Source organism: Streptomyces sp. SX-6 (assembly GCF_059089585.1).
In genome coordinates, this window is record NZ_JBTHHU010000006.1 from 130,201 (window position 1) to 154,519 (window position 24,319).

Annotated in this window: 25 protein-coding genes; 10 read left to right on the forward strand and 15 right to left on the reverse strand. The window is 72.0% G+C overall.

Going from position 1 to position 24,319, the window contains the following annotated elements:
• The first annotated feature begins 113 nt into the window (after positions 1–113).
• Positions 114–713, forward strand: a complete 600-nt coding sequence (locus ACV530_RS09660) for a TIGR03086 family metal-binding protein (RefSeq protein ID WP_494331900.1) — start codon at positions 114–116, stop codon at positions 711–713.
• A gap of 48 nt (positions 714–761) precedes the next feature.
• Here ACV530_RS09660 and ACV530_RS09665 read toward each other — a convergent pair whose 3' ends face one another.
• From ACV530_RS09665 to ACV530_RS09695, 7 genes are all read right to left on the reverse strand, one after another.
• The gene (locus ACV530_RS09665; protein WP_494331901.1) at positions 762–983 is read right to left on the reverse strand and encodes a hypothetical protein; all 222 of its coding nucleotides are present in this window, start codon (positions 981–983) and stop codon (positions 762–764) included.
• A gap of 106 nt (positions 984–1,089) precedes the next feature.
• Positions 1,090–1,563 carry a universal stress protein gene (locus tag ACV530_RS09670; RefSeq protein ID WP_494331902.1) on the reverse strand — a complete coding sequence of 158 codons (474 nt, stop codon included), beginning with the start codon at positions 1,561–1,563 and terminating at the stop codon, positions 1,090–1,092.
• Positions 1,560–2,534 carry an L-histidine N(alpha)-methyltransferase gene (gene egtD, locus ACV530_RS09675; protein WP_494331903.1) on the reverse strand — a complete coding sequence of 325 codons (975 nt, stop codon included), beginning with the start codon at positions 2,532–2,534 and terminating at the stop codon, positions 1,560–1,562. Before egtD ends, ACV530_RS09670 begins: the two co-directional genes overlap by 4 nt.
• Positions 2,535–2,580: 46 nt before the next feature.
• On the reverse strand, positions 2,581–3,324 hold the full coding sequence (gene egtC / locus ACV530_RS09680) for an ergothioneine biosynthesis protein EgtC (protein ID WP_494331904.1): 744 nt from the start codon (positions 3,322–3,324) through the stop codon (positions 2,581–2,583).
• Positions 3,324–4,652 (reverse strand): ergothioneine biosynthesis protein EgtB, encoded by a 1,329-nt coding sequence (gene egtB, locus ACV530_RS09685; protein WP_494331905.1) that lies wholly within the window; start codon positions 4,650–4,652, stop codon positions 3,324–3,326. The genes egtC and egtB overlap by 1 nt, the downstream gene beginning before the upstream one ends.
• Positions 4,649–5,887, reverse strand: a complete 1,239-nt coding sequence (egtA, locus tag ACV530_RS09690) for an ergothioneine biosynthesis glutamate--cysteine ligase EgtA (protein WP_494332030.1) — start codon at positions 5,885–5,887, stop codon at positions 4,649–4,651. The genes egtB and egtA overlap by 4 nt, the downstream gene beginning before the upstream one ends.
• Positions 5,888–6,029: 142 nt before the next feature.
• Complete coding sequence (locus ACV530_RS09695) at positions 6,030–6,443, reverse strand: PaaI family thioesterase (protein ID WP_494331906.1); 414 nt, start codon at positions 6,441–6,443, stop codon at positions 6,030–6,032.
• A gap of 58 nt (positions 6,444–6,501) precedes the next feature.
• Here ACV530_RS09695 and ACV530_RS09700 point away from each other — a divergent pair, with 58 nt between their 5' ends.
• The gene (locus ACV530_RS09700) at positions 6,502–7,803 is read left to right on the forward strand and encodes a cytochrome P450 (RefSeq protein ID WP_494331907.1); all 1,302 of its coding nucleotides are present in this window, start codon (positions 6,502–6,504) and stop codon (positions 7,801–7,803) included.
• Between the two features lie 3 nt (positions 7,804–7,806).
• Here the strand turns inward: ACV530_RS09700 and ACV530_RS09705 are convergent, their stop codons facing one another.
• Positions 7,807–9,453, reverse strand: a complete 1,647-nt coding sequence (locus ACV530_RS09705) for an acyl-CoA dehydrogenase family protein (RefSeq protein ID WP_494331908.1) — start codon at positions 9,451–9,453, stop codon at positions 7,807–7,809.
• A 166-nt stretch (positions 9,454–9,619) separates the two neighbouring features.
• Between ACV530_RS09705 and ACV530_RS09710 the strand changes: the two genes are divergently transcribed.
• From ACV530_RS09710 to ACV530_RS09730, 5 genes are read left to right on the forward strand one after another with little or no spacing between them, the layout of a single operon-like run.
• Entirely contained in the window at positions 9,620–10,321 is a 702-nt protein-coding gene (locus ACV530_RS09710; RefSeq protein WP_494331909.1) for a response regulator, read from the forward strand.
• An 8-nt stretch (positions 10,322–10,329) separates the two neighbouring features.
• Positions 10,330–11,784, forward strand: coding sequence for an ATP-binding protein (locus ACV530_RS09715; protein ID WP_494331910.1), 1,455 nt, complete (start codon positions 10,330–10,332; stop codon positions 11,782–11,784).
• On the forward strand, positions 11,781–12,320 hold the full coding sequence (locus tag ACV530_RS09720) for a hypothetical protein (protein WP_494331911.1): 540 nt from the start codon (positions 11,781–11,783) through the stop codon (positions 12,318–12,320). Before ACV530_RS09715 ends, ACV530_RS09720 begins: the two co-directional genes overlap by 4 nt.
• A 59-nt stretch (positions 12,321–12,379) precedes the next feature.
• Positions 12,380–12,703 carry a DUF1330 domain-containing protein gene (locus ACV530_RS09725; RefSeq protein ID WP_494331912.1) on the forward strand — a complete coding sequence of 108 codons (324 nt, stop codon included), beginning with the start codon at positions 12,380–12,382 and terminating at the stop codon, positions 12,701–12,703.
• Positions 12,700–12,996 (forward strand): DUF1330 domain-containing protein, encoded by a 297-nt coding sequence (locus tag ACV530_RS09730; protein WP_494331913.1) that lies wholly within the window; start codon positions 12,700–12,702, stop codon positions 12,994–12,996. Before ACV530_RS09725 ends, ACV530_RS09730 begins: the two co-directional genes overlap by 4 nt.
• Before the next feature lie 14 nt (positions 12,997–13,010).
• On the opposite strand, the gene ACV530_RS09735 is transcribed toward ACV530_RS09730, so the two are convergent.
• The gene (locus ACV530_RS09735; RefSeq protein ID WP_494331914.1) at positions 13,011–16,427 is read right to left on the reverse strand and encodes an NACHT domain-containing protein; all 3,417 of its coding nucleotides are present in this window, start codon (positions 16,425–16,427) and stop codon (positions 13,011–13,013) included.
• A 98-nt stretch (positions 16,428–16,525) separates the two neighbouring features.
• Positions 16,526–17,356 carry an enoyl-CoA hydratase gene (locus ACV530_RS09740; protein ID WP_494331915.1) on the reverse strand — a complete coding sequence of 277 codons (831 nt, stop codon included), beginning with the start codon at positions 17,354–17,356 and terminating at the stop codon, positions 16,526–16,528.
• A gap of 45 nt (positions 17,357–17,401) precedes the next feature.
• Here ACV530_RS09740 and ACV530_RS09745 point away from each other — a divergent pair, with 45 nt between their 5' ends.
• Genes ACV530_RS09745 through ACV530_RS09755 form a run of 3 tightly spaced genes read left to right on the forward strand, consistent with a single transcriptional unit; the run spans position 17,402 to position 20,018 of the window.
• A complete protein-coding gene (locus ACV530_RS09745) occupies positions 17,402–18,208 on the forward strand; it encodes an SDR family oxidoreductase (protein WP_494331916.1) in 807 nt (268 codons plus the stop codon).
• A gap of 14 nt (positions 18,209–18,222) precedes the next feature.
• A complete protein-coding gene (locus ACV530_RS09750) occupies positions 18,223–18,834 on the forward strand; it encodes a TetR/AcrR family transcriptional regulator (protein ID WP_494332031.1) in 612 nt (203 codons plus the stop codon).
• Between the two features lie 26 nt (positions 18,835–18,860).
• Positions 18,861–20,018, forward strand: coding sequence for an acetyl-CoA C-acetyltransferase (locus ACV530_RS09755; RefSeq protein ID WP_494331917.1), 1,158 nt, complete (start codon positions 18,861–18,863; stop codon positions 20,016–20,018).
• Here ACV530_RS09755 and ACV530_RS09760 read toward each other — a convergent pair whose 3' ends face one another.
• The 5 genes from ACV530_RS09760 to ACV530_RS09780 are packed head-to-tail and all read right to left on the reverse strand — an operon-like array spanning position 20,019 to position 24,286.
• A complete protein-coding gene (locus tag ACV530_RS09760) occupies positions 20,019–20,879 on the reverse strand; it encodes an SCO6745 family protein (protein WP_494331918.1) in 861 nt (286 codons plus the stop codon). It abuts the gene before it with no gap.
• A 20-nt stretch (positions 20,880–20,899) separates the two neighbouring features.
• Positions 20,900–21,982 carry an NAD(P)H-dependent flavin oxidoreductase gene (locus ACV530_RS09765; RefSeq protein ID WP_494331919.1) on the reverse strand — a complete coding sequence of 361 codons (1,083 nt, stop codon included), beginning with the start codon at positions 21,980–21,982 and terminating at the stop codon, positions 20,900–20,902.
• A complete protein-coding gene (locus ACV530_RS09770) occupies positions 21,979–22,680 on the reverse strand; it encodes a CoA-transferase subunit beta (RefSeq protein WP_494331920.1) in 702 nt (233 codons plus the stop codon). The genes ACV530_RS09765 and ACV530_RS09770 overlap by 4 nt, the downstream gene beginning before the upstream one ends.
• The gene (locus ACV530_RS09775) at positions 22,677–23,522 is read right to left on the reverse strand and encodes a CoA transferase subunit A (RefSeq protein ID WP_494332032.1); all 846 of its coding nucleotides are present in this window, start codon (positions 23,520–23,522) and stop codon (positions 22,677–22,679) included. Before ACV530_RS09775 ends, ACV530_RS09770 begins: the two co-directional genes overlap by 4 nt.
• 14 nt (positions 23,523–23,536) lie before the next feature.
• On the reverse strand, positions 23,537–24,286 hold the full coding sequence (locus tag ACV530_RS09780; RefSeq protein WP_494331921.1) for an enoyl-CoA hydratase family protein: 750 nt from the start codon (positions 24,284–24,286) through the stop codon (positions 23,537–23,539).
• Positions 24,287–24,319: the final 33 nt, after the last annotated feature.

Consider the following 24,319-nt stretch of genomic DNA (forward strand, 5'->3'; position numbering starts at 1 on the left):
ACGTCTTCACCCCGGAGTCCACCGCCCGTGTGTGCCCAGTGCGGTGGGCCGGCAACGTTCGCCGGGTTCGATCGGCCGAGGCGTTGTCGTACCCCGTGGATACGATCGCCGGCATGACGGATATTCGTGAGTTGGACGCGCGCGCACTGAAGATCACCGAGTCCATTGTCAATCAGGTCGATGCCGGCATGCTCGACCGGCCGACGCCCTGTGGGGAGTGGACGTTGCGGCAGCTGTTGGCGCACATGACGGGACAGAACTACGGCTTTGCGGCGGCGGCTCGGGGTGAGACCCGCGATCGTGGCGTTTGGGCCGACCGTCCGGTCGGTGACGATCCGGCGGGGGTGTTCGCCGCGTCGGCCGCAGAGGTTGCGGCCGCTTTCGCCGAAGAGGACGTGCCGGCACGCTCGTTCTGGCTCCCGGAGGTCCGTGGCGGCCAGATGTTCCCCGCGCCGCAGGCGATCGGCTTCCACTTCCTGGACTATGTGGTCCACGGCTGGGACGTCGCCGCCTCGATCGGGGTCCGGGCCGAATTCGACACGGATTTGTTGACGGCCGTGCTGCCGATCGCCGAACAAGTCCCCACCGGGCCCGCTCGCGAGCGGGAGGACGCCTCGTTCCGGCCCGCATTGGACGCGGCGGCTACGGACGATCTGTTCGAACGGATACTTCTGCTTCTCGGACGCTGCCCGAGTTGGCCCGCAAAGCGGTAGCTCGGCTGACGCCGCGATCGCTCCTGCGCATGCGGGCACGGACGGGCGTCACCTGCTTCTCAGGAGCGGTGGCACGAAGATGTGCAGGGCGCCGCTTCCGCAGGAGTGGGTCCATGGGCCCGTCCAACTCCTGCGTGTGCTGAGGACGGTGACCCGGTAGCGGAAGCGGGATAGGAAGTTGTTGGCGTCCGGGAAGAAGGTGATGTCGTAGCCCTTGGCGGTCATGGTCTGGATACCGCCGGCCATGGTGGGCCCGATCGGGTCGGTCATGCGGGCAGCCCCTCACGCGCTTCGGAGTGTGCGGGTGGAAGGCCCCTCACTATGGGGCCAGTCCACCGGCCCCGACAGGGCACCCGTGCCGAATCGGCCACTCCGCCTACGGCACCACCGTCACCGGCCACCGGCCCGCCTTGACGAGCCGGACCGCCACCGAGCCGATGAAGCGGTGGCCCGCCTGCTCGGAGGCGCCGACGATCACGGCGTCGGCCTTGAGGTCGTCGGCCGCCCGTACCAGGCCCGTGTAGGGGTCGCCGCGGAAGGTGTGGAACTCCCAGCGGATGGCGTAGGTTCCGCGCAGGCGCTCCGCCTGGTCGCGGATCTCGGTGAGCAGTTCCTGGGCTACCTCCTCCGTCATCTCCGCGACGGGCGCGCCAACGGCCGCGCTGCCGGGCAGCATCGGCTGGACGTACACGAGGGCGAGCTGCGCGTTCTGGCGGCGGGCCAGGCCCGCCGCGTACGCGGCCGCGCGCCACGAGGTGTCGGAGCCGTCGACGCCGGTGAGGATGACCTTCGGGCCGTCCGTGCCGCGTTCGAAGCCGGTGGGGAGGGGGAGCGCCTGTTCTTCGTTCATCCGGGGAGACTAACCGGCACGGACAGGGACAAGGCGAATCGTCCCTGCGCATCCGTCCACCAATGGGTCAGTTCGAGCCCGGCCGCCGCCAGTTCGTCCCGTACGCCGTCGTGGCGGAACTTCGCGGATACCTCGGTGCGCAGGTCCTCGCCCGGCTCGAAGTGCACGGCCAGGTCGAGTGCCTGGATCTTCGCCGCCACCGGGCCGCGGGCGCGCAGCCGCATCTCGATCCATTCGTGGCGCGCGTCCCACAGGGCCACGTGGTCGAAGTCGGCCGGGTCGAAGTCGGCTTCGAGCTCGCGGTTGATGACGGCGAGGACGTTCTTGTTGAAGGCCGCCGTGACTCCCTGGGCGTCGTCGTAGGCCGCGACCAGGGTGCGCTCGTCCTTGACCAGGTCGGTGCCGAGGAGCAGGGCGTCGCCCGGGGCCATGCCGGAGCGCAGGCCGGACAGGAAGGCGGCCCGTTCGGCGGGCAGCAGGTTGCCGATCGTCCCGCCGAGGAAGGCGATCAGGCGCGGCCCCGGGGTGTCGGGCAGCGGGGGCCCGTACTGGAAGTCGGCGACGAGCGCGTGCACGGTGAGCGCCGGGTGCTCGGCGAGCAGGGTGCGGGCCGCGCCGCGCAGGGCGCTCTCGCTGACGTCCACGGGGACGTAGTGGTCGAGTGCGGGCAGGGCGCTGATGAGGTGGCGGGTCTTGTCGGACGAGCCCGAGCCGAGCTCGACGAGCGTGCGGGCACCGGTGGCGCGGGCGATGTCCCCGGCGCGGGTGATGAGGATCTCGCGCTCGGCGCGGGTCGGGTAGTACTCGGGCAACAGGGTGATCTCGTCGAAGAGTTCACTGCCGCGTGCGTCGTAGAACCACTTCGGTGGGAGCTCCTTGGGCGAGCGGGTCAGTCCTTCGGCGACGTCCGCGCGCAGGGCGGCGGCGGTCGCGTCGAGCGGGAGGGTACGGGAAAGCGCGAACGGGCTCACGGACAGGGCTCCTTGCGCGGGATCGGGTGCGTGTCGCAGCGAGTGCTTATCGCAGGGGGGACAGAGTGACGTCGGCGCGGTCCGCGGTGAGGAGAGTGCGGTCGGGGACCTCGGTCCAGCGCGGGTCGTCGTCGTACGGCTCCGAGGCCACGACGGTGCGGCCCGCGGGGCCGGTGAGGTACCAGAGGCTGTCTCCCCAGGCTGTGGCAGCCATGGACGCGCCATCGGTGAGCAGAAGGTTGAGCCGGGAGCCGGGCGCGGCCTGCTCAAGGGCGGTCACGGTACGGGCCAGGGCCGGCCCGAGGGTGTCACCGCCGAGCAGCCGGCGCCTGACGAGCGCCCACACGAACGCGGAGTCGCAGCGCGCCTCCAGCCGCAGCAGCGCGTCGGGCGACAGCAGCGGCACCAGCGCCGCGGCGGAGTCGGGCCAGCCGGTCAGCGCCCCGTTGTGGCTGAACAGCCAGGGCCCGGTGGCGAAGGGGGCCGCGGCGGCCTCCCCGTCCGCATCCGCCACGGTCGCGTCCCGGACCGCGGCGAGCAGCGCCCCGGTCCGTATCACCCGGGCGAGGTCGGTGAACGACGCGTCCGCCCAGATGGGCCCGGCCCGCCGGTAGCGCGCGGGCAGCGGGTCCTCCGGCGCGTACCAGCCGATGCCGAAACCGTCCGCGTTCACCGTTCCGTGGCGCTGCATGCGCGGGGCCCAGGACTGGCGCACGAGGGAGTACGGCGGTGTGACCACCGTGTCCCGGACGAGCGCGTCCGGCCCCAGCACGGCGAGGTGCCGGCACATCAGCGGCCCCCCGCGTCGCGTGCGGTGCGGAACCCGGCGAAGATCTGCCGGCGCACCGGCAGGTCCCAGTTGCGGAAGGTGCCCCGGCAGGCGACCGGGTCCACGGCGAACGAACCGCCGCGCAGCACCTTGTGGGCGCTGCCGAAGAACACCTCGGAGTACTCGCGGTAGGGGAAGGCCCGGAACCCGGGATGGGGCAGGAAGTCGCTCGACGTCCACTCCCACACGTCCCCGATCAACTGCCGTACACCCAGCGGCGAGGCGCCCTTGGGGTAGGCGCCCGCGGGCGCCGGACGCAGATGGCGCTGGCCGAGGTTGGCGTGTTCGGGGGTGGGGTCCTCGTCGCCCCACGGATAGCGCCGCGAGCGGCCCGAGTCCGGGTCGTGGCGGGCCGCCTTCTCCCACTCCGCCTCCGTCGGCAGCCGCCGCCCCGCCCATGCGGCATAGGCCGAGGCCTCGTACCAGCTCACATGCAGAACCGGTTCGTCGGACGGTACGGGCTCGACGCGGCCGAACCGCCGGCGCAGCCAGGTGCCGTCCTCGCGGTGCCAGTACAGGGGGGCACCGAGACCGTGGCGGCACACCTGCTCCCAGCCCCGCGGATGCCACCAGCGCGGGTCCGTGTAGCCGCCGTCGTCGACGAAGCGCAGATACGCGCCGTTGGTGACCGGCAGCGTGTCGATCCAGAAGGACGGCACGGAGCGCACATGGGCCGGACGCTCGTTGTCGAGCGCCCAGGGCTCGGTCGACGTGCCCATGGTGAACGGGCCGCCCCCGACGAGGACTTCGGCGGGCAGCGAGGCGTCCTCCGCCGGGGCGCGCGGCGGCTCGGGAGCGGTGAGCACGGCGGGCCCGGCACGCAGCTGGTGGGTGATCAGCATGGTCTCGTCGTGCTGCTGCTCGTGCTGCGCGATCATGCCGAAGGCGAAGCTCGCCTCGAGCAGCGGTCCGCCGCCGTCCAGGGGAGTGCGCTCCAGGACGTCCAGGGCCCGGCCGCGCACGTCAGCGGCATAGACCCGGGCCTCCTTCGGCGCCAGCAGCGGGAGCGAGAGCCGCTCGGCGCGCGGGTGCTCGAAGGCGTCGTAGAGGGAGTCGAGTTCCGGGCGCAGCGCGTCGTGTCCGCCCACGGCGCGCAGCAGCCACAGCTCCTCCTGGTTGCCGATGTGCGCGAGGTCCCATACGAGCGGGGACATCAACGGTGAGTGCTGGGCGGTGAGTTCGGGGTCGTCCACGCAGTCCGTGAGCGCACCGGTGCGCTCACGGGCCGCGAGCAGGGCGTCGGCGGCGCGCCGCCGCAGGACGCCGGGGTCCTGGCCGGGGGCGCTCATGCCGGCTCCCGGGCGGCGACGCGGTCGAGCAGGTCGTCGGCGGGGCATCGGCCCCGGGCGACGTAGCGTTCGGTGAACTCGTCGACCGTGTCGAGGATGTGCGGCGAGGCGCCCATGCGGGGGAGTGCCTCGCGGGCCGCCGCGAAGCAGCTGACCGCGGCGGCGTGCAGCTCGGGATCGGATAGGCCCCGCCGTGCCGCGGTGCGCCACAGCCGGTTGCGCGGCGTCGGTTCCCGGCCCGCCGTGTCGGCGAGGGCCTTGACCGTGCGCTGCGCGGACTCGGCGGCGGCCGGGTCGTCGAACAGGGCCGCGGTCACCGCGAGCGGCACCAGCCAGCCGTCCTCCCCGGGCTGTGCGTCGATCATGCGCAGCTCGAGGTGCCCGCGGGGCCGGACGGGCGGGAACAGCGTGGTCAGGTGGTACGTGACGTCGCCGGCCGTGACGGGCCGCGGTCGGCCGGTGCGCAGCCAGTCGCGCAGTGCCAGCCCCTCGACGGGCTCCCACGGATCGGTGTCGCGGCGGACGAACATCACCGGCGCGTCCAGCGCGTACTCCGTCCAGGCCGTGCGGGGCTCGAGGTCCTCCGCCGGGGCGAGGGTGCGGCCGGGATCCATCCGCGCGTAGGTGGCCTGGCGCGTCGACCGCCAGCCGGTGGGACGCCCCATGTGCAGCGGCGAGTTGGCGAACGCGGCGGACAGGACGGCGCCCAGCAGGTGCGCCAGCCGCCAGCGGCGCCCGTAGCCGAGCGGACCGGGGCCCTCGTGCCCGGCGTCGACGCAGACCTGGACGGACGCGGTCCGGCTCATGATGGTGCGCCCGGCCCCGTTCCAGCGGTCGTAGTAGATCTCCATCGCGTCATAGCGAGGCGTGGCGATGATGCGGTCCGGGTGGAACCAGGGGTCCTTGCCGTAGCCGGCCAGGAAGAGCCCGAGGCCGCGCAACTCGGCGCGGGCGAGAGCGAGATCTGCGGAGACGTCCTCGACGCAGGCGGTGAGGGAGACGGCGGGCTGCGAGCTGAACTCGATCTGCCCGCCGGGCTCGACGGTGAGCAGGGACCGCAGGGGCAGTGCGTGCAGGCGGTCGGCGGCGGACGCCAGCCGGGAGCGGGTCACGGGACGGAGCGGATCGTGCAGATCATGGACGAGCCATTCCAGCTCGACCCCGAGGAACCTGGGTGGACCGGTCTTGAAACAGATGCCGTGGACCAGTGCTTCGGCCTCCTCTTCGTCGACCATCCGGGTGGAGCCCTCGCCGTATGCCTTGGTTTCATCGACCACGCTCGGTGCCCTCCTTCGATAGCCCCTCTGCCCTGTACCCCCAAACCGCTTCCGGCACTCGGCCCGGCCTCGTCAGGGGCGGGCAAGGATCCGGAACTGGTCATCCCGGGAAGGCGTAGACCGTCGAGGCGTGGGCCACCGGTTCGTCCGTGCCCAGTGCGGTGAGGGTGACATCGGTGAAGGCCAGGCGGCGGCCGAGCTTGGTGATGCGGGCCAGCACCAGCACGTCCGTCTCCCGCACGGGGCGCTGGAACGTCGTCGACTGCTGGACGGTCGTCATCGGCCCGTAGCCGCCTCTGGCTGCCGAGACGGCGATGACCGTGGCCGTGTCGGCGGCGGCCATCAGCGCCTGACCGGAAATGCCGCCTCCCTCCCGGGCCAGCCGCTGTGACCACGGGAGTCTCAGCACGGCATGGAGTTCGCCGGTCTCCACCACGGTCAGGCCGAGATCGCGCACCCAGGGCGCGAAGTTCTCGGCGAGTATCTCTTCCGCTGTCTGCGGGGTCGTCGTCATGCGGCCCAGTCTGGTGACCTCTTGACGAGGTCGCCAGTGTGCGACGTACGGTCCGCTGGTGACCGTCCACGAGACAACCGCCGCCGTGTTCGATCCCGAGACCTATGCCCGGGGCGTCCCCTACGGCCTGTTCAAGGAGCTGCGCGAGCACAGCCCCGTGTGCCGGGTGCCCGAGCCCGCCGTCGGATCCTGGCCCGCCGGCCCCGGCTACTGGGCGGTCTTCCGGCACGCCGACGTCAAGTACGTGCTGCGCAGCCCCGAGCTCTTCTCCTCGCACCTGGGCGCCACCCAGCTCCGCGACCCGGACAGCGCGGAGGACCTCGAGTTCGTCCGGGCGATGATGCTCAACCAGGACCCGCCCGCCCAGTTGCGGCTGCGCCGTATCGTCGCCGCGGCCTTCACCCCGCGTGCGGTGCGGGAGCTGGAGCGGGTCGTCGAGGACCGGGCGAACGCTCTCGTCGAGGCCGTCGCCGACCGGGGCGAGGCGGACTTCGTGGAGCTCGCCGCGGACCTGCCCGTGTGGACCCTCGCCCACGTCCTGGGCGTGCCGGAAGAGGACCGGCAACTGCTCTTCGACTGGTCGAACCGGATCATCGGCTACCAGGACCCGGACCACGCGCTGTCGAGCACCGCCGACCCCGCCGTGCTGAGCCCCGCCGGCCGGGCCGCCCTCGCCCTGCGCCCCACGGCGCTCACCCGGCCCGACGGCGCCCCGCTCAACCCCCGCTCCCGCGCGGCCCTGCCCGACATGTTCGCCTACGCGCACGCCCTCGCCGGCCGGCCCCGCCCGGGCAGCGTGATGGCGCGGATGTGCGAGGCGGGCCTGACCCGCGAGGAGTTCGAGAACATGTTCTTCCTCTTCGCGGTGGCCGGGAACGAGACGCTGCGCAACGGCATCCCCGGCGGGCTGCTGACCCTCCTCGACCACCCGGAGCAGTGCGCGCTGCTGAGGGAGCGGCCGGAGCTGACGGCCCCGGCCGTGGAGGAGATCCTGCGGTACTGGCCGCCCGTCATCGACTTCCGGCGCACGGCCACCCGGGACACCGAGCTCGCGGGCCGGCGCATCCGCCGCGGCGAGAAGGTCGTGGTCTACCACGCCTCCGCCAACCGCGACGAGCGCGTCTTCGCCGACCCCGACCGCTTCGACATCACGCGCACGCCCAACGACCACGTCAGCTTCGGGTACGGCCCGCACGTCTGCCTGGGCGCCCACCTCGCGCGCACCCAGCTGCGGGCCATGCTGCGGGCCGCGCTGGACCGGCTGCCCGGCCTCGAGCGCGCGGGCGAGGCCGTACGGCTGACGTCCAACCTCCAGAACGGCCTCAAACACCTGCCCGTCCGGTGGCGGCCGGCCCGCTGAGGGTCACCCCGCGTCCTTCACCGCCGCGCGCTCGAGGACCGCCCCCAGGGCGGTGCCGGGCGGCAGGGTGCCGAACGCCCCGCCCCAGTCGCCGTCGAGCCGCGAGGCGCAGAAGGCGTCCGCGACGGCCGGGGTGCTGTGGCGGACGAGCAGGCTGCCCTGGAGGACGAGCGTGAGCTGCTCGGCGAGACGGCGGGCGAGCAGCTGGGCCCGGTGCGGATCGTCGAGCGAGCCCAGCAGCGTACGGACGCGCCCGGCCGCGGCGTCGAGCCGGGCGTCCGCCCCGGCCGCCGCGCCGACCTCGGCGAAGTAGGCGTCGAGCACGGCGGGTTCGCGCTGCAGCGCGCGCAGCACGTCCAGCGCCGCGACGTTGCCCGAGCCCTCCCAGATGGACAGCAGCGGAGCCTCCCGGTAGAGGCGGGGCATGCCGGACTCCTCGACGTAGCCGTTGCCGCCCAGGCACTCCAGCGCCTCCGCGGCGTGGGCGCTGCCCCGCTTGCACACCCAGTACTTGCCCGCCGCCAGCCCCAGCCGCCGCAGCGCCCCCTCGGCGGCGTCCCCGGCCTCGGAGCGGTCCAGTGCCGCCGCGAGCCGCATCGCCAGCACGGTGGCGGCCTCGGACTCGACCGCGAGGTCGGCCAGCACATTGCGCATCAGCGGCTGGTCGATCAGCTCCGTGCCGAACGCCTTCCGGTACCGGGCGTGGTGCAGGGCCTGGCGCAGCCCGGCCCGCATGCCGGCGGCGGAGCCGATGACGCAGTCGAGGCGGGTCATGTTGACCATCTCGACGATCGTGCGCACCCCGCGCCCGGGCTCGCCCACCGGCCAGGCCACGGCCTGGTCGTACTCGACCTCCGCGGAGGCGTTGGAGCGGTTGCCGAGCTTGTCCTTGAGCCGCTGGAGGCGCAGGGCGTTGCGGGTGCCGTCGGGCAGCACGCGGGGCATCAGGAAGCACGTCAGGCCCTGCTCCGTCTGCGCCAGCACCAGGAAGACGTCGCTCATCGGCGCGGACGTGAACCACTTGTGCCCGGTGATCAGGTACGAGCCGTCGCCGGCCGGCACGGCCGTCGTCGTGTTGGCCCGGACGTCCGAGCCGCCCTGCTTCTCCGTCATCGACATGCCGGCGATCAGTCCCCGCTTGCCGAGCGGCGGGCGCAGCCCGTAGTCGTACGTGCGGGACGCGAGCAGCGGCTCGTAGGCGGCGGCCAGCTCGGGCTGGGCGCGCAGGGCGGGCACGGAGGCGTAGGTCATCGAGATCGGACAGCCGTGGCCGGGTTCGGCCTGGGCCCAGGCGTAGAACTTGGCCGCGCGCACCAGGTGGGCGCCGGGGCGTGCGTCCGCCCAGGGGGCGGCGTGCTGGCCGCTCTCGACGGCCGCGGCCATCAGGTGGTGCCAGGAGGGGTGGAAGTCGACCTCGTCGATCCGGTGGCCGAACCGGTCGTGGGTGCGCAGCACTGGCGGGTTGCTCTCGGCCGTCCGCGCCCACTCCTGCACCTCCTCCGTGCCGGCCCGGGCACCCAGCTCGCGCACCTCCGCCTCGCCCCAGCCGCCGCCGTCGCGCCGCAGGGCCTCCAGCAGGGCCGGCTCGTCGGCGGTGGAGAAGCCGGTCAGGGGCGGAGCCTGGTTGAAGACCTCATGCGTGGCACTCACGTCGACCTCCGGTCGTCTTGACGGGGTTCAGTCAATCGGTGCCGGTCATTATCCTCGGTGCCTCGATGCCTGTGGGGCGGGCGGGGATTATGAGGAATCAGTGACAGTTCTGCCAGGTGGCAGACAGGTGGCGCATTCGTGTGTTTACCCGACCGATACTGTCCTCATGTCACGCGTGCTTCTGATCGAGGACGACCGGGCCGTACGGGAAGGGGTCACCCTCACCCTGCGCCGCCGCGGCCACGACGTCGAAGCCGCGGCAACCGGCGAGGCCGGGATCGCCGCGCTCGGCGCCTTCCGGCCCGACCTCGTCCTGCTCGACCTGATGCTCCCCGACGTCAGCGGCTTCGAGGTCTGCCGCCGCATCCGCGCCACCCAGCAGATCCCGATCATCATGCTCACCGCCCGCGGCGACGACATCGACGTCGTCCTCGGCCTCGAGGCCGGCGCCGACGACTACATCGTCAAGCCCGCCCGCGGCGAGGTCCTCGAGGCCCGCATCCGCGCCGTCCTGCGCCGGGCCGCCCCGGTCGACGGCGCGGGCGAGGCGGTCCCGACGCCCCAGGCCGCCGAGACCCACGGCGACCTGACCATCGACCGTGCCGGCCTGCTCGTCGCCAAGCACGGCCAGGACCTCGCGCTCGCCCCCTCCGAGATGAAACTGCTGCTCTACCTGTCCGCCACCCCCGGCCGGGTCTTCAGCCGCCAGCAGCTCCTCGAGCACGTGTGGGAGCACAGCTACCACGGCGACGCCCGCCTCGTGGACGCCTGCGTGATGCGGCTGCGCACCAAGGTCGAGGACTCCACGCGCACCCCCCGCTACATCCAGACCGTCCGCGGTTTCGGCTACCGGTTCGGCCCGCTGTGAGACCGCCGGTGCTCCGCCGCGCCGGCTCCTTCGTACGAGGGCTGCGCGCCCGGCTCGTCGTGGCCTTCCTGCTCGTCGCCGCGCTGAGCGCGCTCGCCACCGCGGGGCTCACCTTCCGCTCCGCGCGCACCGCGATCCTCAAGCACACCCAGGACGCCGCCGTCGACACCCTGCGCGGACAGGTCAACTCCCAGGCGCCCGACCTCAACGACTTCCCGCCCAACACCTCGGACCTGGCCAAGTTCACCCAGGGCCTCGGCCGCGCCGGCGAGACCCAGCACTGGATCGTCTCCGCCCGCTACAAGGACGAACCCATGGTCTCCGCCGCCGGCATGGGCCCCGGCTCGGCTATCCCCGCCGACGTACAGAAGAAGGTCCGGGCGGGCATCCCCGCCGTCCAGCGCGTCGACCTCGGCGGCCGCCCCTGGCTCGTCATCGGCCTGCCCGTGACCTACAGCAACACCTCCCAGATGTCCGGCCTCGAGGTCTACGCCCAGGTGCCGCTCCGTGAGGACCAGGCCAACGTCCAGGCCCTCGTGGAGGCCGCCCAGAAGGGTGCCCTGCCCGCCGTCGCCCTCGCCATCGTGCCCGCCCTGATCGCCGCCCGCGGCGTGCTGCGCCCGGTACGCGAACTGCGCCGCGGCACCCAGCGGATCACCGAGGGCGCGCTCGACACCCGGCTCGAGGTCACCGGGCGCGACGAACTCGCCGAACTCTCCCGGACGTTCAACGGCATGGCGGAAGCCCTCGAGAAGAACGTCGCCGAACTGCGCCGCATGGAGGCCAACTCCCGCCGCTTCGCCGCCGACGTGTCGCACGAACTGCGCACCCCGCTGGCCGCGATGACCGCCGTCGTCGACGTCCTCGACGACGACGCCGGCGCCGGCGCGCTGGACCCCGACACCGCCTACGCCGTGCGCCTCATCAGCGAGGAGACCGGCAAGCTCGCCCGCATGGTCGAGGACCTGATGGAGATCTCCCGCTTCGACGCGGGCGCCGCCTCCCTGCACCTGGACGAGGTCGACGTCGCCGAGACCGTGCGCAAGACCCTCCAGGCGCGCGGCTGGCAGGACAAGGTGCGGGCCGAACTGCCCGAGGGCGTACGGGCGTCGCTCGACACCCGCCGCATCGACGTCGTGGTCGCCAACCTCGTCGGCAACGCCCTGCGGCACGGCGGGGAACCCGTGTGCGTCACGGTCCGGGCCACCGAGGAGGAGCGGCTGCTGATCGAGGTCTCCGACCACGGCGACGGCATCGACCCCGAGGTGCTGCCGCACGTCTTCGACCGCTTCTACAAGGCGGACGCCGCCCGGGTCCGCTCCGAGGGCAGCGGCCTCGGCCTCGCCATCACCCTGGAGAACGTGCGCCTGCACGACGGGACCATCCGGGCCGCCAACAGGCCCGAGGGAGGAGCCGTGTTCACCGTGGACCTCCCGCTGCGCACCGGAGGTGACGAGACGTGAGAACACGACGCGCGACAGCAGCGGCAGCCGTGGTGCTGGCCCTGGGCATGCTCACCGCCTGTGGTGTCGAGTCCACGGACGTCATCGAGTTCGGGCAGCCCGCCACCGGGGTCAAACGGCCCGGTGTGCGTGCACAGGACGTGACCCTCTACTTCGCCATCCCCAACAGCAACAGCGTCTTCCCGGTGCGGCGCCCGGCGAACGGGCCGGTGAGCGCGGACGAGGCTGTGCTGCTGATGCTCCAGGGGCCCAACGAGGCCGAGCGGCTGCGCGGCCTCTACAGCGACATCGGCATGAAGCCGGGCGGGGGGATCACCATCAGCACCGGCGAGGGGAAGGCGGCCATCAGCCTGCCCCTCGATGTCAGCCGCCTCAGCCAGACCGCGCGCAATCAGCTCGTGTGCACGGCGGCCAGCAACTCCGTGCCGGGCGGCCTGCCGGCCAGGGAGGTCAAGGTGACCCTGGCCGGCCTGGGCAAGAAGCTCTCCGACCTGACCTGCCCCGGCCCCTTCTCGCCCGTCAACGTGGGTTCCTGAGCGGAGACTTCCGTCACACCGCCTTGCCCGCACGGACGCGGTGGGCGGACTGTGCTGCCATGACCGCGCTGTTGATCCTGAACTATGACGTCACCGACCCCGAACGCCTCGACGCGTACCGCGAGGCCGCGGCGCCCGTCCTGCTGGCGCCGCCCGGCTCCGGCGAACTCCTCGCCAGCACGGACCGCACGGTCCACCTCCCCGAGACCGGGCGCCCGCCCGGCGGCACCCACACGGTCGTCCTGCGCTTCCGCGACGCCGACCACGCCCACGCCGTCTACACCTCGGACCGGTACCAGCAGCTTCTCGAGGAGCGGCTCGCGGCCACTGTCCCCGTCTCCGCGATGATCGTCCCCGAAGTCACCGACAGGACGACGTCATGACCGTCTACGCGATAGCCCAGCTCTCCGTCCACGACCGCCCCCGCTACGAGACCTACGTGGCCCGCTTCATGCCGGTGCTCCACCAGTACGGCGGCCGGCTGCTGGCAGCCGACGAACAGCCGGAAGTGGTCGAGGGTCAATGGAACCAGGACAAGGTGATCCTCCTGGCCTTCCCGGACCACGACGCGTTCACCGCATGGGCCAACTCGCCGGAATACCTGGACATTTCCAAGGACCGCCTGGCAGCTACCGAGGGGCCGGTGCTTCTGGTACGGGGCGTGAAGCCCTCCTGAGTGCGCGAGGTGGGCTAACGGCCGGCCGTGGTGCGGGTGCGGTCTGCCATCGTCTCCCAGAAGGAGTGGAGCTTTCTGACAGGGGTGCCGACCCAGGGCGGCGTATGGCGGCTCACCGCGACCAGGTGCCAATGCGCCCTGGTGTGCAGGAGTGCCTGCTGCTGCCGGCAGAACGGCTCCTCGATCTCGGCCTGCGGCTGACGGCCCCGGGGCGGGTAAGGGCACAGCCGGAAGCGGCAGTTGGACAGACAGGTGCTGCCGGGTTGGTCGGCCTCCGCCTTGCCGACGGTGAACTCGGGATGCAGCGGGCCGCGGTCTTGGGTGAGGCAGGGCGGGAGTCTCCCCTGGTTCGCCAGCCTCAGCCGTTCCTCCACTTCGTCGAACTTCCCGTTGCGCCAGGTGAGGTTGTTCATGATGAGGACGTCGGCGACCAGTCGCTGGGCACGGGGATGGAGAATGCTCCAGCCCACGGAGGGAGGGATCCACAGACTGTGCTTACGGTAGCGGTCCGGATCGGCCGGCCGGGACCCCACGTTGTCCAGGGCCCGCTTCTCGTCGATCCAGATGAACAACTCCGGATGCCCCGTCTCCAGAGCCAGCGTCACCAGATCGCCCGTCTCCGCCACAAAGGGATGGAGGAGCTGGTCGTGGTCGGCGCCGCCCGCCGCCGCACGATGCTCGGAGCCGATCAGGGAGAGCCAGTGCGCCACCGACTGTACGGGGTCGGTGGTGCCGCGCGCCGCCTGGTCGTGACCGCTGGTCGATGACGCGCGCGACCGCCGCCTCCGCCGGTGCTCCGCCGTGCTTCTGGCCTCCTGTCCTACGGCATCCGGCAGCTCCCAGAGGCACAGCGCCTGCAGCAGACTGAGCTGGGAGTACCAGTAGCGGCTGCGGCCGAGCATCTTCTCGGCCCGCTGGATCAGGAAGGTCCTGGTCTCCTCGGAGGTGCTGGGGTGCCGCCGCCTTCGGTTCGCGATGTTCTTGAAACCCTGGGCCAGTGCGATCTCCAAGCAAAGCGGCAGGTCGGGCTGCCCGTTGGCGGCGGGGTCGAGGTGTTCCAGCCAGAAGTCGAGCCGTTCCTTCGCCTCGTCACGGTACTTCTCGCTGACCGAGCCCACGAGCATGGGAACTGTCCAGCCTCGCATGACGAATTGACGGCAGAGTCGTTCCTTGGACCGTTCCAAGTCCTCCACTTGCCTGCGGAAATCCTCATCTTGGGGCCGCTCGTTTCCCTGGGCGTCGGCAGTGCTCAACCACTCCTGGTAGACGTCCGCCCGCTCTCTCTGAAGCCTGCGCTTTTCCTGCAGAAATCGCGCCACGGGATCCTCACCCGATGCAAAGCCCTTGAGCATTGCCCGGTACGCAGCATCGCCACCCGCACCCATCTCCTGGGCTATGGCCAGCCGAATGGGATGCGACTCCTCGATACAGCCGATCTCGAACAGCAGGTCGTAGGAGGGCTGCCTACCTGTCTCGCTTGCCTCCCGCAGCACCTCACCGTACCGGCGCACCAGCCGCAGCTTCGCCTCCTCGACCGTCCGCGGATCGTCCAGAACCTCCTTCCAGGCTCTCTTCAGTTCCCCGGCGATGTCACCGCGCTCCAACAGATCCGGAGTCACGGCGCAGATCTCCAGAGCCGCGGCACAGAGATCCAAAGCCTTGGCGTCCTTGCGGCCACCAGTGGCGTCACACAGCATACGGGTCAACGCCTCGGCGGCATCCGGACGTTGCCGCGACAGAAGAATCAGTGCTATCAGCAATTCTCGTCCGGGGCCTGGCGTTTCGAGTGCGGGCTCCACTATCTCGACAACCTTCTCATCGGCCATGCGGCTCAGCAGATGGAAACCGAGGAATGCCTGGATGATGCTGTGCGGGAAGCGCACCTTGTTCTCATAGCTCACCGTCAGGCCGAGCTGATGCCCGAAGGCGGCGTACTTCGCCAGTTGTCGGTGAACTTGATACTTGTCCTCGGCCAGAACCTCACCACTGACCGAGGCGATGGCATCCCGTGCCGCCCGCGTGATGATCTCCAACTGTCCTGCCGTCAGGGCCGAGGGGTCGCCTGCCGCCGCGCGTTCCGCGCCTCGCCCGATGACGTCGTCGAAGATCACCTCAAGGCTGTCCTGCATCAGCCCTACACAAGCCAGCGCGGATATCGCTTCGATGCTCTCCTCGCGCTCCGTGCGGGACATCACCAGCTCGCTCTTCAGACGCCCCTCGACCAGCGCCTGCCGCCACGTGTCCAGAAGCAGCAGCCGCAGCCTTGAGCAGTCATGGCTGCGGGTGTCCAGGGGGTCCGGGTGGTGACGCAGCCCCAAGTGCTCCAGACAGTCGTTCTGTTGCAGCATCCGGGCGATCTGCATATAGATCGGCGAGTCCGAGACGTTGGCGGTTTCCACGATCCAGTCCAGCCGCCGCTCATCCGCCTCCCGTGCGTCCTGCAACAGGTATTCCAGTGCCGCCTCTTCGCTGAGCGGCTCCAGCTCCATGATCGCCGCCGGTGCGCTTTCCAGTGGGGTGTGCGGGCGGGAGGCGATGATCAGGGGCAGCTCCTGCCGGTACGCGCGGTCGATGGCGCGACGGATGATGCTGTCGCGGTCGTCCCGATGCTGCTCGTCCTGTACGGCCTCCTCCAGGCCGTCCGCGATGACGACCGCCTTGTCGTCCAGACGCAATTGCCGCCAGGTCCGTTCGCCCTGCGCGATGGTGGGGGCACTCTGGTCCGCCAGCTCCAGAAAGCGACGTTTGGCTATCTTCTCGAAATCGAGCTCACCATCGGTGGCAGCCTCACGCAGTTCAATCGGGACGGGGACCGCATGCTGCTCCGCCAGCAAGCGCGTCAACTCCACCAGAACGGCGGTCTTTCCGGTTCCGACCCCGCCGATCAGCAGATAGGGCTTGCGTGTTCTGCGGTCGCGGAGCGTCTGCGCGATGACCTGGGCGAGTTCCCGGCGCCCCACGATCTGGTCGACGATCGTTCCCGAAGTGGGAACCAGCTCATGAGGGCTCTTGCGAGCCTTCTCCACGACCGGCTTCCTGGTCTTGCGGTACCAGAAGAGCAGGAAGATCCCCAGGAACAAGGCGGTCATCAGGAAGGGGCCGACGATTTCCACGGCCGTCTTGAACCCGTCCCCGTTCTCCAAATGCTTGAACAACGGGGTAGGGTTGAGGTACTGATCCGCCAACAACAGCAACAGCAGCGTGCCCAAAATGGCATAGGCGTGGATGAGCCAGGTGAAGGATGGCTGCCAGTGGCGCCAGCTGCGATCGGGAACGATGCTGCGGCGCGCCTCCCACCGGGTCCGAGCCGTGCGCCAGCGGTATCGCAGCCCCTGTCCGAGGCGGGACAGGCCCCGCCGCGGATAGAGCGTGTACCAGGGCGCGTTGTGCGGGCGCTTCTTGCCCTCCGGGTGCCGCACGACTTTGATCATCGCTTCGCTCCCTCTTGTTCGCACCGGGGAGGGGCGGGAGCGCTGCCGCGTAATTCCATGGAAGCACGGCCGTGGCGTATCGCAACACGGCCGTGCGGTCAGCCGGCCTCGTCCCTCATCGCGCGGATATCCATCCCGCCGAGCGCGTCCGCGGACGTCTCCGCGTTGTGCGCGTGGGCCAGGTGGTGCAGGCCGAAGGCCGCGTCCAGGCCGGAGTGGAGGCCCTGGAGGTCCTCGGCCTGGTTGACGGCGCGTTTGGCGAGGGCGAGGCCCATGCGGGGCATGGTGGCGATGCGGGTGGCCAAGGTCTGTGTGCGGGCGGTGAGTTGGTCGCGTGGTACGACCAGGTTGACCATGCCGACCTCGTACGCGCGCCGCGCGCTCATCCGGTCGCCGGTGTACAGGAGCTCCTTCGCGATGCGCGGCGGCATCACCCACGGGTGGGCGAAGTACTCCACCCCCGGGATGCCCATCCGTACCACCGGGTCCGCGAAGAAGGCGTCCTCGCTCGCGACGATCAGGTCGCACACCCACGCCAGCATCAGCCCACCCGCCACACAGGCGCCCTGCACCGAGGCGATGACCGGCTTCGGCAGTTCGCGCCAGCGGCGGCACATGCCCAGGTAGACCTCGGACTCGCGGGTGTACCGCTGTTCCGCGCCCGCCTTGTCCGAGTGGTCCCACCACAGGCCCGCCCGGCGCGGGAAGGGGAGATGGGCGTCGCGGCCCGGGCTGCCGATGTCGTGGCCCGCTGAGAAGTGGTCGCCCGCGCCCGCGAGGACGACGACCTTGACGGCGTCGTCGGCGGCGGCCTTGCCGAAGGCGTCGTCCAGGGCGTAAGTCATCGCGGAATTCTGGGCGTTGCGGTACTCGGGGCGGTCCATCGTGACCGTGGCGACCGGGCCGTGGAGCTCGTAGCGCACCGTCATGCCGAGTCCTTCCCTAACAAGTGTTTGGTAGGTTACCGTGCGCTCATGAGCGGCGTCGAGGCTTCCTCTTGTCCTCCCAGCCCCTGTCCTCCCGGGCATGCACTGCTGTCAGGCCGCACCGCCGTGATCACCGCCGCGGCGGGAACCGGCATCGGCGGGGCGACGGCCCGGCGCTTCCTCGAGGAAGGTGCCCGCGTCGTCCTCGGTGATGCGCATGGGCGCCGGCTCGCTGATGTCGTCGCCGCGCTCGCCGAGGAGTTCGGCGAGGAGCGGGTGGCGGGCGTGTCATGCGATGTCACCGACGAGACGCGGATCGCCGCTCTGCTCGACCTCGCCGAGGAGCGCCACGGTGCGCTCGACATCCTCGTCAACAACGCGGGCCTCGGCGGCACCGCGGAGCTCACGGACATGACCGACGAGCAGTGGGACGCGGTCGTCGGCACCACCCTGACCGGCACGTTCCGCTGCACGCGCGCCGCCCTGCGGCGCATGCGGGCGGGCGGCACCGGCGGCACCGTCGTCAACAACGCCTCCGTCGCCGGCTGGCGCGCTCAGCGCGGCCAGGCGCACTACGCCGCCGCCAAGGCCGGGGTCATGGCCCTCACCCGGTGCGCGGCGGTGGAGGCGGCGGCGTACGGGGTGCGCGTCAACGCCGTCGCGCCGAGCCTGGCCCTGCACCCTCACCTGGCGAAGGTCACCACCCCCGGCCTGCTCGAGGAGCTCGCCCGGCAGGAGGCGTTCGGGCGGGCCGCGCAGCCCTGGGAGGTGGCCAACGTGATCGTCTTCCTCGCCAGTCCCTACTCCTCGTACATGACCGGCGAGACCGTCTCCGTCAGCAGCCAGCGCGCGTGACCGACAATGACACCGTGCCGACCAGCAAGAAGACCACCGTGCCCGCTTCGCCCGAGCGCCGCCGCGAGCTGCTGGCGACCGCCGCCGAGGTGTTCGCCGCCCAGGGTTACCGTGCCACCACCGTGCGCAGGATCGCGGACGAGGCGGGCATGCTCGCGGGCAGCCTCTACTACCACTTCGACTCCAAGGAGTCGATGCTGGACGAGATCCTCTCCACCTTCCTGGACGAGCTGTGGAGCGGCTACGACGCCGTGCTCGCCGCCGGGCTCGGCCCCCGGGAGACCCTCGAGGCCCTCGTCACCGAGTCCTTCCGCGAGATCGACCGGCACCGTGCCGCCGTCGCGGTCTACCAGAAGGAGGCCCGGCACCTGGCGGACCGGCCCCGCTTCGGCTATCTCGCCGAGTCCCGGAGGAAGTTCGAGGAGGTGTGGCTGGGCACCCTGCGGCGCGGGGCCGCCGAGGGAGTCTTCCGCACCGACCTCGACGTCCGTCTCACCTACCGCTTCCTGCGCGACACGGTGTGGGTGGCGGTCTCGTGGTACCGCCCGGGCGGCCCGCACAGCCCGGAGGAGATCGCCCGGCAGTACCTGTCGATGGTCCTGGACGGCATCGCCGTACGCATCTAGGCCGTACGCATCTAGGGAGTTGCACCATGGCCGAGGCATTCATCGTCGCAGCGGTACGCACCCCGGTCGGCCGGCACGGCGGAGGTCTCGCCGCCGCGCACCCCGCAGACCTGGGGGCGCACGTCATCAGGGCGCTGATGCGGCGCACGGGGGTCGACCCGGCCGCGGTCGACGACGTCGTCCTCGGCTGCCTCGACGCGGTCGGCCCGCAGGCCGGTGACATCGCCCGCACCAGCTGGCTGGCCGCCGGGTACCCCGAGTCCGTGCCCGGGGTCACCGTCGACCGGCAGTGCGGTTCCTCGCAGCAGGCCGTCCACTTCGCCGCCCAGGCCGTGCTCTCCGGCACCCAGGACCTGGTCGTCGCGGGCGGCACCCAGAACATGTCGCAGATCCCCGTCGGCTTCGCCACGCGCAGGGCTGCCGTCCCGCTCGGTCTGGTCGACGGGCCGTTCGCCGGCTCGCGCGGCTGGCGGGAGCGCTACGGCGACCGGCCCGTCGACCAGTTCCACGGCGCGGAGCTGATCGCGGACCAATGGGGCATCTCCCGCCGGGAGATGGAGGAGTACGCGTTCCGCTCGCACCGCCGGGCCGTACGGGCCGCGGACGAGGGCCGCTTCGCCCGCGAGCTCGCCGCCTACGGGGACGTGACGGCGGACGAGGGCCCGCGCCGGGAGACGACCCTCGAGCGCATGGCCGCCCTCCCCGCGGTCGTCCCGGGCGGGCGGCTGACCGCCGCCGTCTCCTCGCCGCTGTCGGACGGCGCCGCCGCCCTGCTCATCGCGAGCGAACGGGCCGTCGCCGACCACGGCCTCACGCCTCGCGCCCGCATCCACCACCTCTCCGTGCGCGGCGACGACCCGATCCGCATGCTGACGGCCCCCATCCCCGCCACGGCGCAGGCGTTGAAGAAGACCGGCCTGACCCTCGGCGACATCGACCTGTTCGAGGTCAACGAGGCGTTCGCCCCGGTCGTCCTGGCCTGGCTCCGGGAGACCGGAGCCGACCCGGACAAGGTCAACGTCAACGGCGGCGCGATAGCCCTGGGGCACCCCCTCGGAGCCACCGGCGCACGGCTGATGACCACGCTGCTGCACGAACTGGAGCGCACCGGCGGACGGTTCGGGCTGCAGACGATGTGCGAGGGCGGCGGACAGGCCAACGTGACCGTCATCGAACGGTTGTGATCAGGACGGGTCCGGCAGACCCATCGGGTTGGGGAACCGCAGCGCGGAGGCGCAGGCTCCGGCCAACGGCCGCAGGACGTCGGTCAGTTCCTTAACCTCCGCCGCGGACAGCTCCTGCCAGGGGCGTGCCGCCGCCCGGTCCGTGGCCTCCTCGGCCCGCGCCAGCAGCCGGCGGCCCTCGTCCGTCGCCGAGCCGTCCTCCGACAGCAGGCCGCGCCCGGCCAGCCGCCGGGCCGCCGCGTCCCACTCCTCGTCCGTCCAGCCCCGGTACGGCTGGAGTTCGGAGCGCGGGATGTCGGCGCCCGCCCGCAGCACGAGGATCTCGCAGCCGTCCAGCCCGGCCGCGACCAGGGCCGCGACATGGCCGTCCCCGCGGTGCTCGCGCAGCAGCGTGGTCGCGTGCCACAGCCGGTCGAGCGGGTCGGCCGGGAAGCCCAGCGCCCCGTTCGCGGCGGCGAGGACCCGCCCGCTGTGGTCCAGCCCCCGGGCGTACTCGCCGAGCAGCACGCCCGCCCGCCCGGCCTCGTCCTCCAGCCCGGACAGCAGGCGCTCCAGCGCGGCGCGCGCCCCCGCGCGCCGGATGCCGAGGGCCTGGCCGGGCGAGACGATCTCCCACACCGACGGCAGCGCCCGGGCCACCATGCCCGGGGCGAAGCCGAAGAACGCCGCCGCCACCGGCTCCGGCCCGACGGGCCCGAACGGGGCGGCCCGGCCCGCGAAGTAGCCACGGCGCCAGCCCCGCAGACCGGCCTCCTCGTAGGCCGCCAGCGCCTCGGGGGCGAAATAGGTGACCGCGTGGACCGGTTCGAACAGCTGCCAGAGCGCACGGGCCACCGTGGTGGGTTCCGTGGGTTCCTCCATCGCGAGACCTCCGTCAATCGTCAATCCGTCGACATGGATGGCGAGGGCAACCTTCGCAGAGTCGCGCTCGCCTGGTCCATGATCCGGCCGACGAGTTCGGCGCAGGACGGCAGGTCCCCGATGACCCCGGCGACCTGCCCGGAGGCCATCACCCCGAGGTCCGTACGGCCGTCCACCATGGCCGCCTTGAGCAGCATCGGGGTGTTCGCGGCCAGCAGCACCTGGCCCCAGCCCAGGTCCCTGCCGCGCTTCGTGGCCAGTCCGTCCCGGAGCAACTGCCCCCAGCCCAGCCCGGAGACGTGCCGGAAGGCCGCCGCGTGCCGTACCGCCCGGGCGAACGCCGAGGCGGGACCGGCCCGTTCGAGGGCGGTGACGAAGGGGGTGCGGAGCATCCGGTGGGGCAGGCCGTCGACCTTGCGCGTGACGGTCACGTCCCCGGCCTGCGCGGCGAGGTAGACGGCCTTCACCCGGGCCGGGACCGTGCTGTCGGCGGTCAGCAGGAAGCGGGTGCCCATCGCGATGCCGGCCGCGCCGTACGCGAGCGCGGCGACGAGGCCGCGGCCGTCGTGGAAGCCGCCCGCCGCGACGACGGGGACGTCCACCGCGTCGACCACCTGTGGCAGCAGGACGGTCGTGGCGACCTCCCCGGTGTGGCCTCCGCCCTCGCCGCCCTGCACGACGAGCGCGTCGGCGCCCCACGCGACGGCCTTCTCGGCGTGCCGCCGGGCGCCCACGGAGGGGATGACGACGACCCCGGCGTCCTTGAGCCGGGCGATCAGCTCGCGCGAGGGCGCCAGTGCGAAGGAGGCCACCCGCACGCCCTCGTCGATCAGGACGCGGACGCGCTCGGCCGCGTCCCCGGCGTCCGCACGGAGGTTGACGCCGAAAGGCGCGTCCGTGCGCTCCTTCACCTCCCGTACGGCGGAACGCAGTTGGGGTACGGTCATGGTCGCCGACCCCAGCACCCCGAGGGCGCCGGCCCGGGCCACCGCCGTGACCAGCCGGGGGCCCGCGACCCAGCCCATGCCGGTCTGCACGATGGGGTGCCGGACGCCCACGAGCCGGGTCAGGGGCGTGACGAGCGTCGGTGCGACGAGTGTCATCCGCCCACCTCCCGCTCCCGCCTGCCCTCCGGGTCGATCACCTCGCGGAGCAGCCGCAGTTCACCGGCCGTCGGCTCCCGGGTGACCGGCACCCCGGCGGGCACGGCGAGCGGGAAGCCGGTGGCGGCCCGCACCTGCCCGGCGGTCACCCCGGGGTGCAGGGAGCGGACGCGCATCGTACGGTCCGGGCCGGTGAAGTCGAGCACGGCCAAGTCGGTCACCACGCACCGGATCCGTACCCGCTGCCCCCGGTCGTGGCCGACGCCGCACACCATGTCCACCTTGTCGACCAGCACCCGGGGGGAGTGCCGGGGGATCCAGTAACTGACCGGATGGTTGAGCGTGTTGGCGGGAGCACCGCGCACCCCGAGCAACTGACGGTCCGGCCGTCGCCAGTCGCCGATGCGGCTGATGTTCTGGTTGCCGTACCGGTCGAGCTGGCTCGCGCCCATCATCACGTGCCGCCTGCCGCCGGTGACCAGCGCGAGGTGCCTGCGGTAGGGGAGCCAGCCCTCCACGCTGCCGTCGTCGGCGACCAGCAGCGCCTCGCCGTCGGTGAGCAGCAGGTCCGGCGCGAACGTGAGCCGGGCCAGCCGCGCCCCGATCGAGGGGATCACACCCATCGGGCTCGCCAGGATCTCGCCGTCCCCGCGCCACGCCTCCGCGCAGGCCACGGCGCACACGTCGGCCCGGCTCATGCCCGCCCCCCGCGCCACTTCGCCACCGCCACCCGGTAGCCGTCCTCACTCCCGGACAGGAAGCGCTCCGTGAACTCCCGCCATCCGTCCGGGGAGCGCGCGGCCTGCGCGTACGCCGCCTGGAAGGCCTCGTCGCGCCCGTAGTCCGGCGCACAGGAGGTGAAGTGCGCCCCTTCCGGTGCCTCGACGACCCCGGTGACGCAGTGCCGCTGCACCAGCAGCGTCTGCGGACCGCCCTCCTTCGCGAAGTCCGCGCTCTCGACGCACCGTTCGCAGGAGACGTACGCCTCCCGGGCGGCCTCGCAGAAGAGGTCGTCGAAGTACGGGTCCGGCCCCAGGTACTGGGCGTTGCCGCGCCGGTCCGCGCGGTTGAGGTGCACCAGGGCCGCGTCCAGCGTCAGGGCGGGCACGGCGACGAGCTCCTCGGCGTCCGCGTACGGCGAGACGACCGTACGCAGCTCCGGGTTGACCCGCATCACGTCGGAACCGAGCCCCCGTACGGGCAGGAACGGCAGGCGGTGCGCGGCGGCCGTGAGCCCCCACATGAGCATCGCCTCGTCCAGCTCGGTGAGTTCGAGCGCCCCGCGCTCGCGGGCCGCGCGGAAGTGCGGCTCGAGCGGGACGGAGTCCAGGGTGACGAAGGCGGTGACCAGCCTGCGGATCTTCCCCGCCGCGGCCAGCAGCCCCACGTCCGGGCCGCCGTAGGAGACCACGGTGAGGTCGGTGAGGGAGGACCGCAGCAGGGCCCGGACGAGCGCCATCGGCTTGCGGCGCGAACCCCAGCCGCCGATCCCGATGGTCATGCCGCTGTGCAGCCGGGCCACCGCCTCGTCGGCCGTCATCCGTTTGTCGGCGCTCACGCCGGCCCTCCTTCCAGGAACGCCCGGCGGCGCGCCGCGCCGACGCCGCTGAGGCCGGCCTCGAAGGTGAAGCCCTGCTCGTAGCGGTAGCTGCGGCGCACGTCCATGGGGTCGATGCCGTTGAGTGCCGCCTTGGCCAGCCGCAGCAGGGTGCCGTCCTTCGCGGCGATCTCGCGTGCCAATTCCTGTGCATATTGTGGGAGTTCGGCTGTCGGTGCGACGCGCCACACGGCTCCGTGCCGGTGCAGCTCCTGCGCGCCGACCGTGCGGGAGGTGTAGAACAGCGTGCGCATCAGGTGCTGGGGCACGAGCCGGGCGAGGTGGGTCGCCGCGCCGAGCGCCCCCCGGTCCAGCTCGGGCAGCCCGAAGACGGCGTCCTCCGCGGCCACGATGGCATCGGCGTTGCCGACGAGGCCCACACCGCCGCCGAGACAGAAGCCCTGCACCGCCGCGACGACGGGGACCTCGCACTCGTAGACGGCGGCGAACGCCTCGGCGCAGCCCCGGTTCGCGCCGAGCAGGGCGTCGTGGCCGGGCGTGCGCTGTATCTCCTTGAGATCCACGCCCGCGTTGAAGCCCCGCCCGGCCGCCGCCAGCACCACACAGCGCACCTCGGGTTCGGCCCCTGCCGCCCGTACGGCCCCGGCGAGGTCGTACCAGCCCCGCACCGGAAGGGCGTTGACGGGAGGGAAGTCCACGGTGACGACGGCGATGCCCGGTTCGGGGCGTGCGGTGGAGACACCCATCGGGGGATCAGCTACCTTTCCACCAAACGTTTG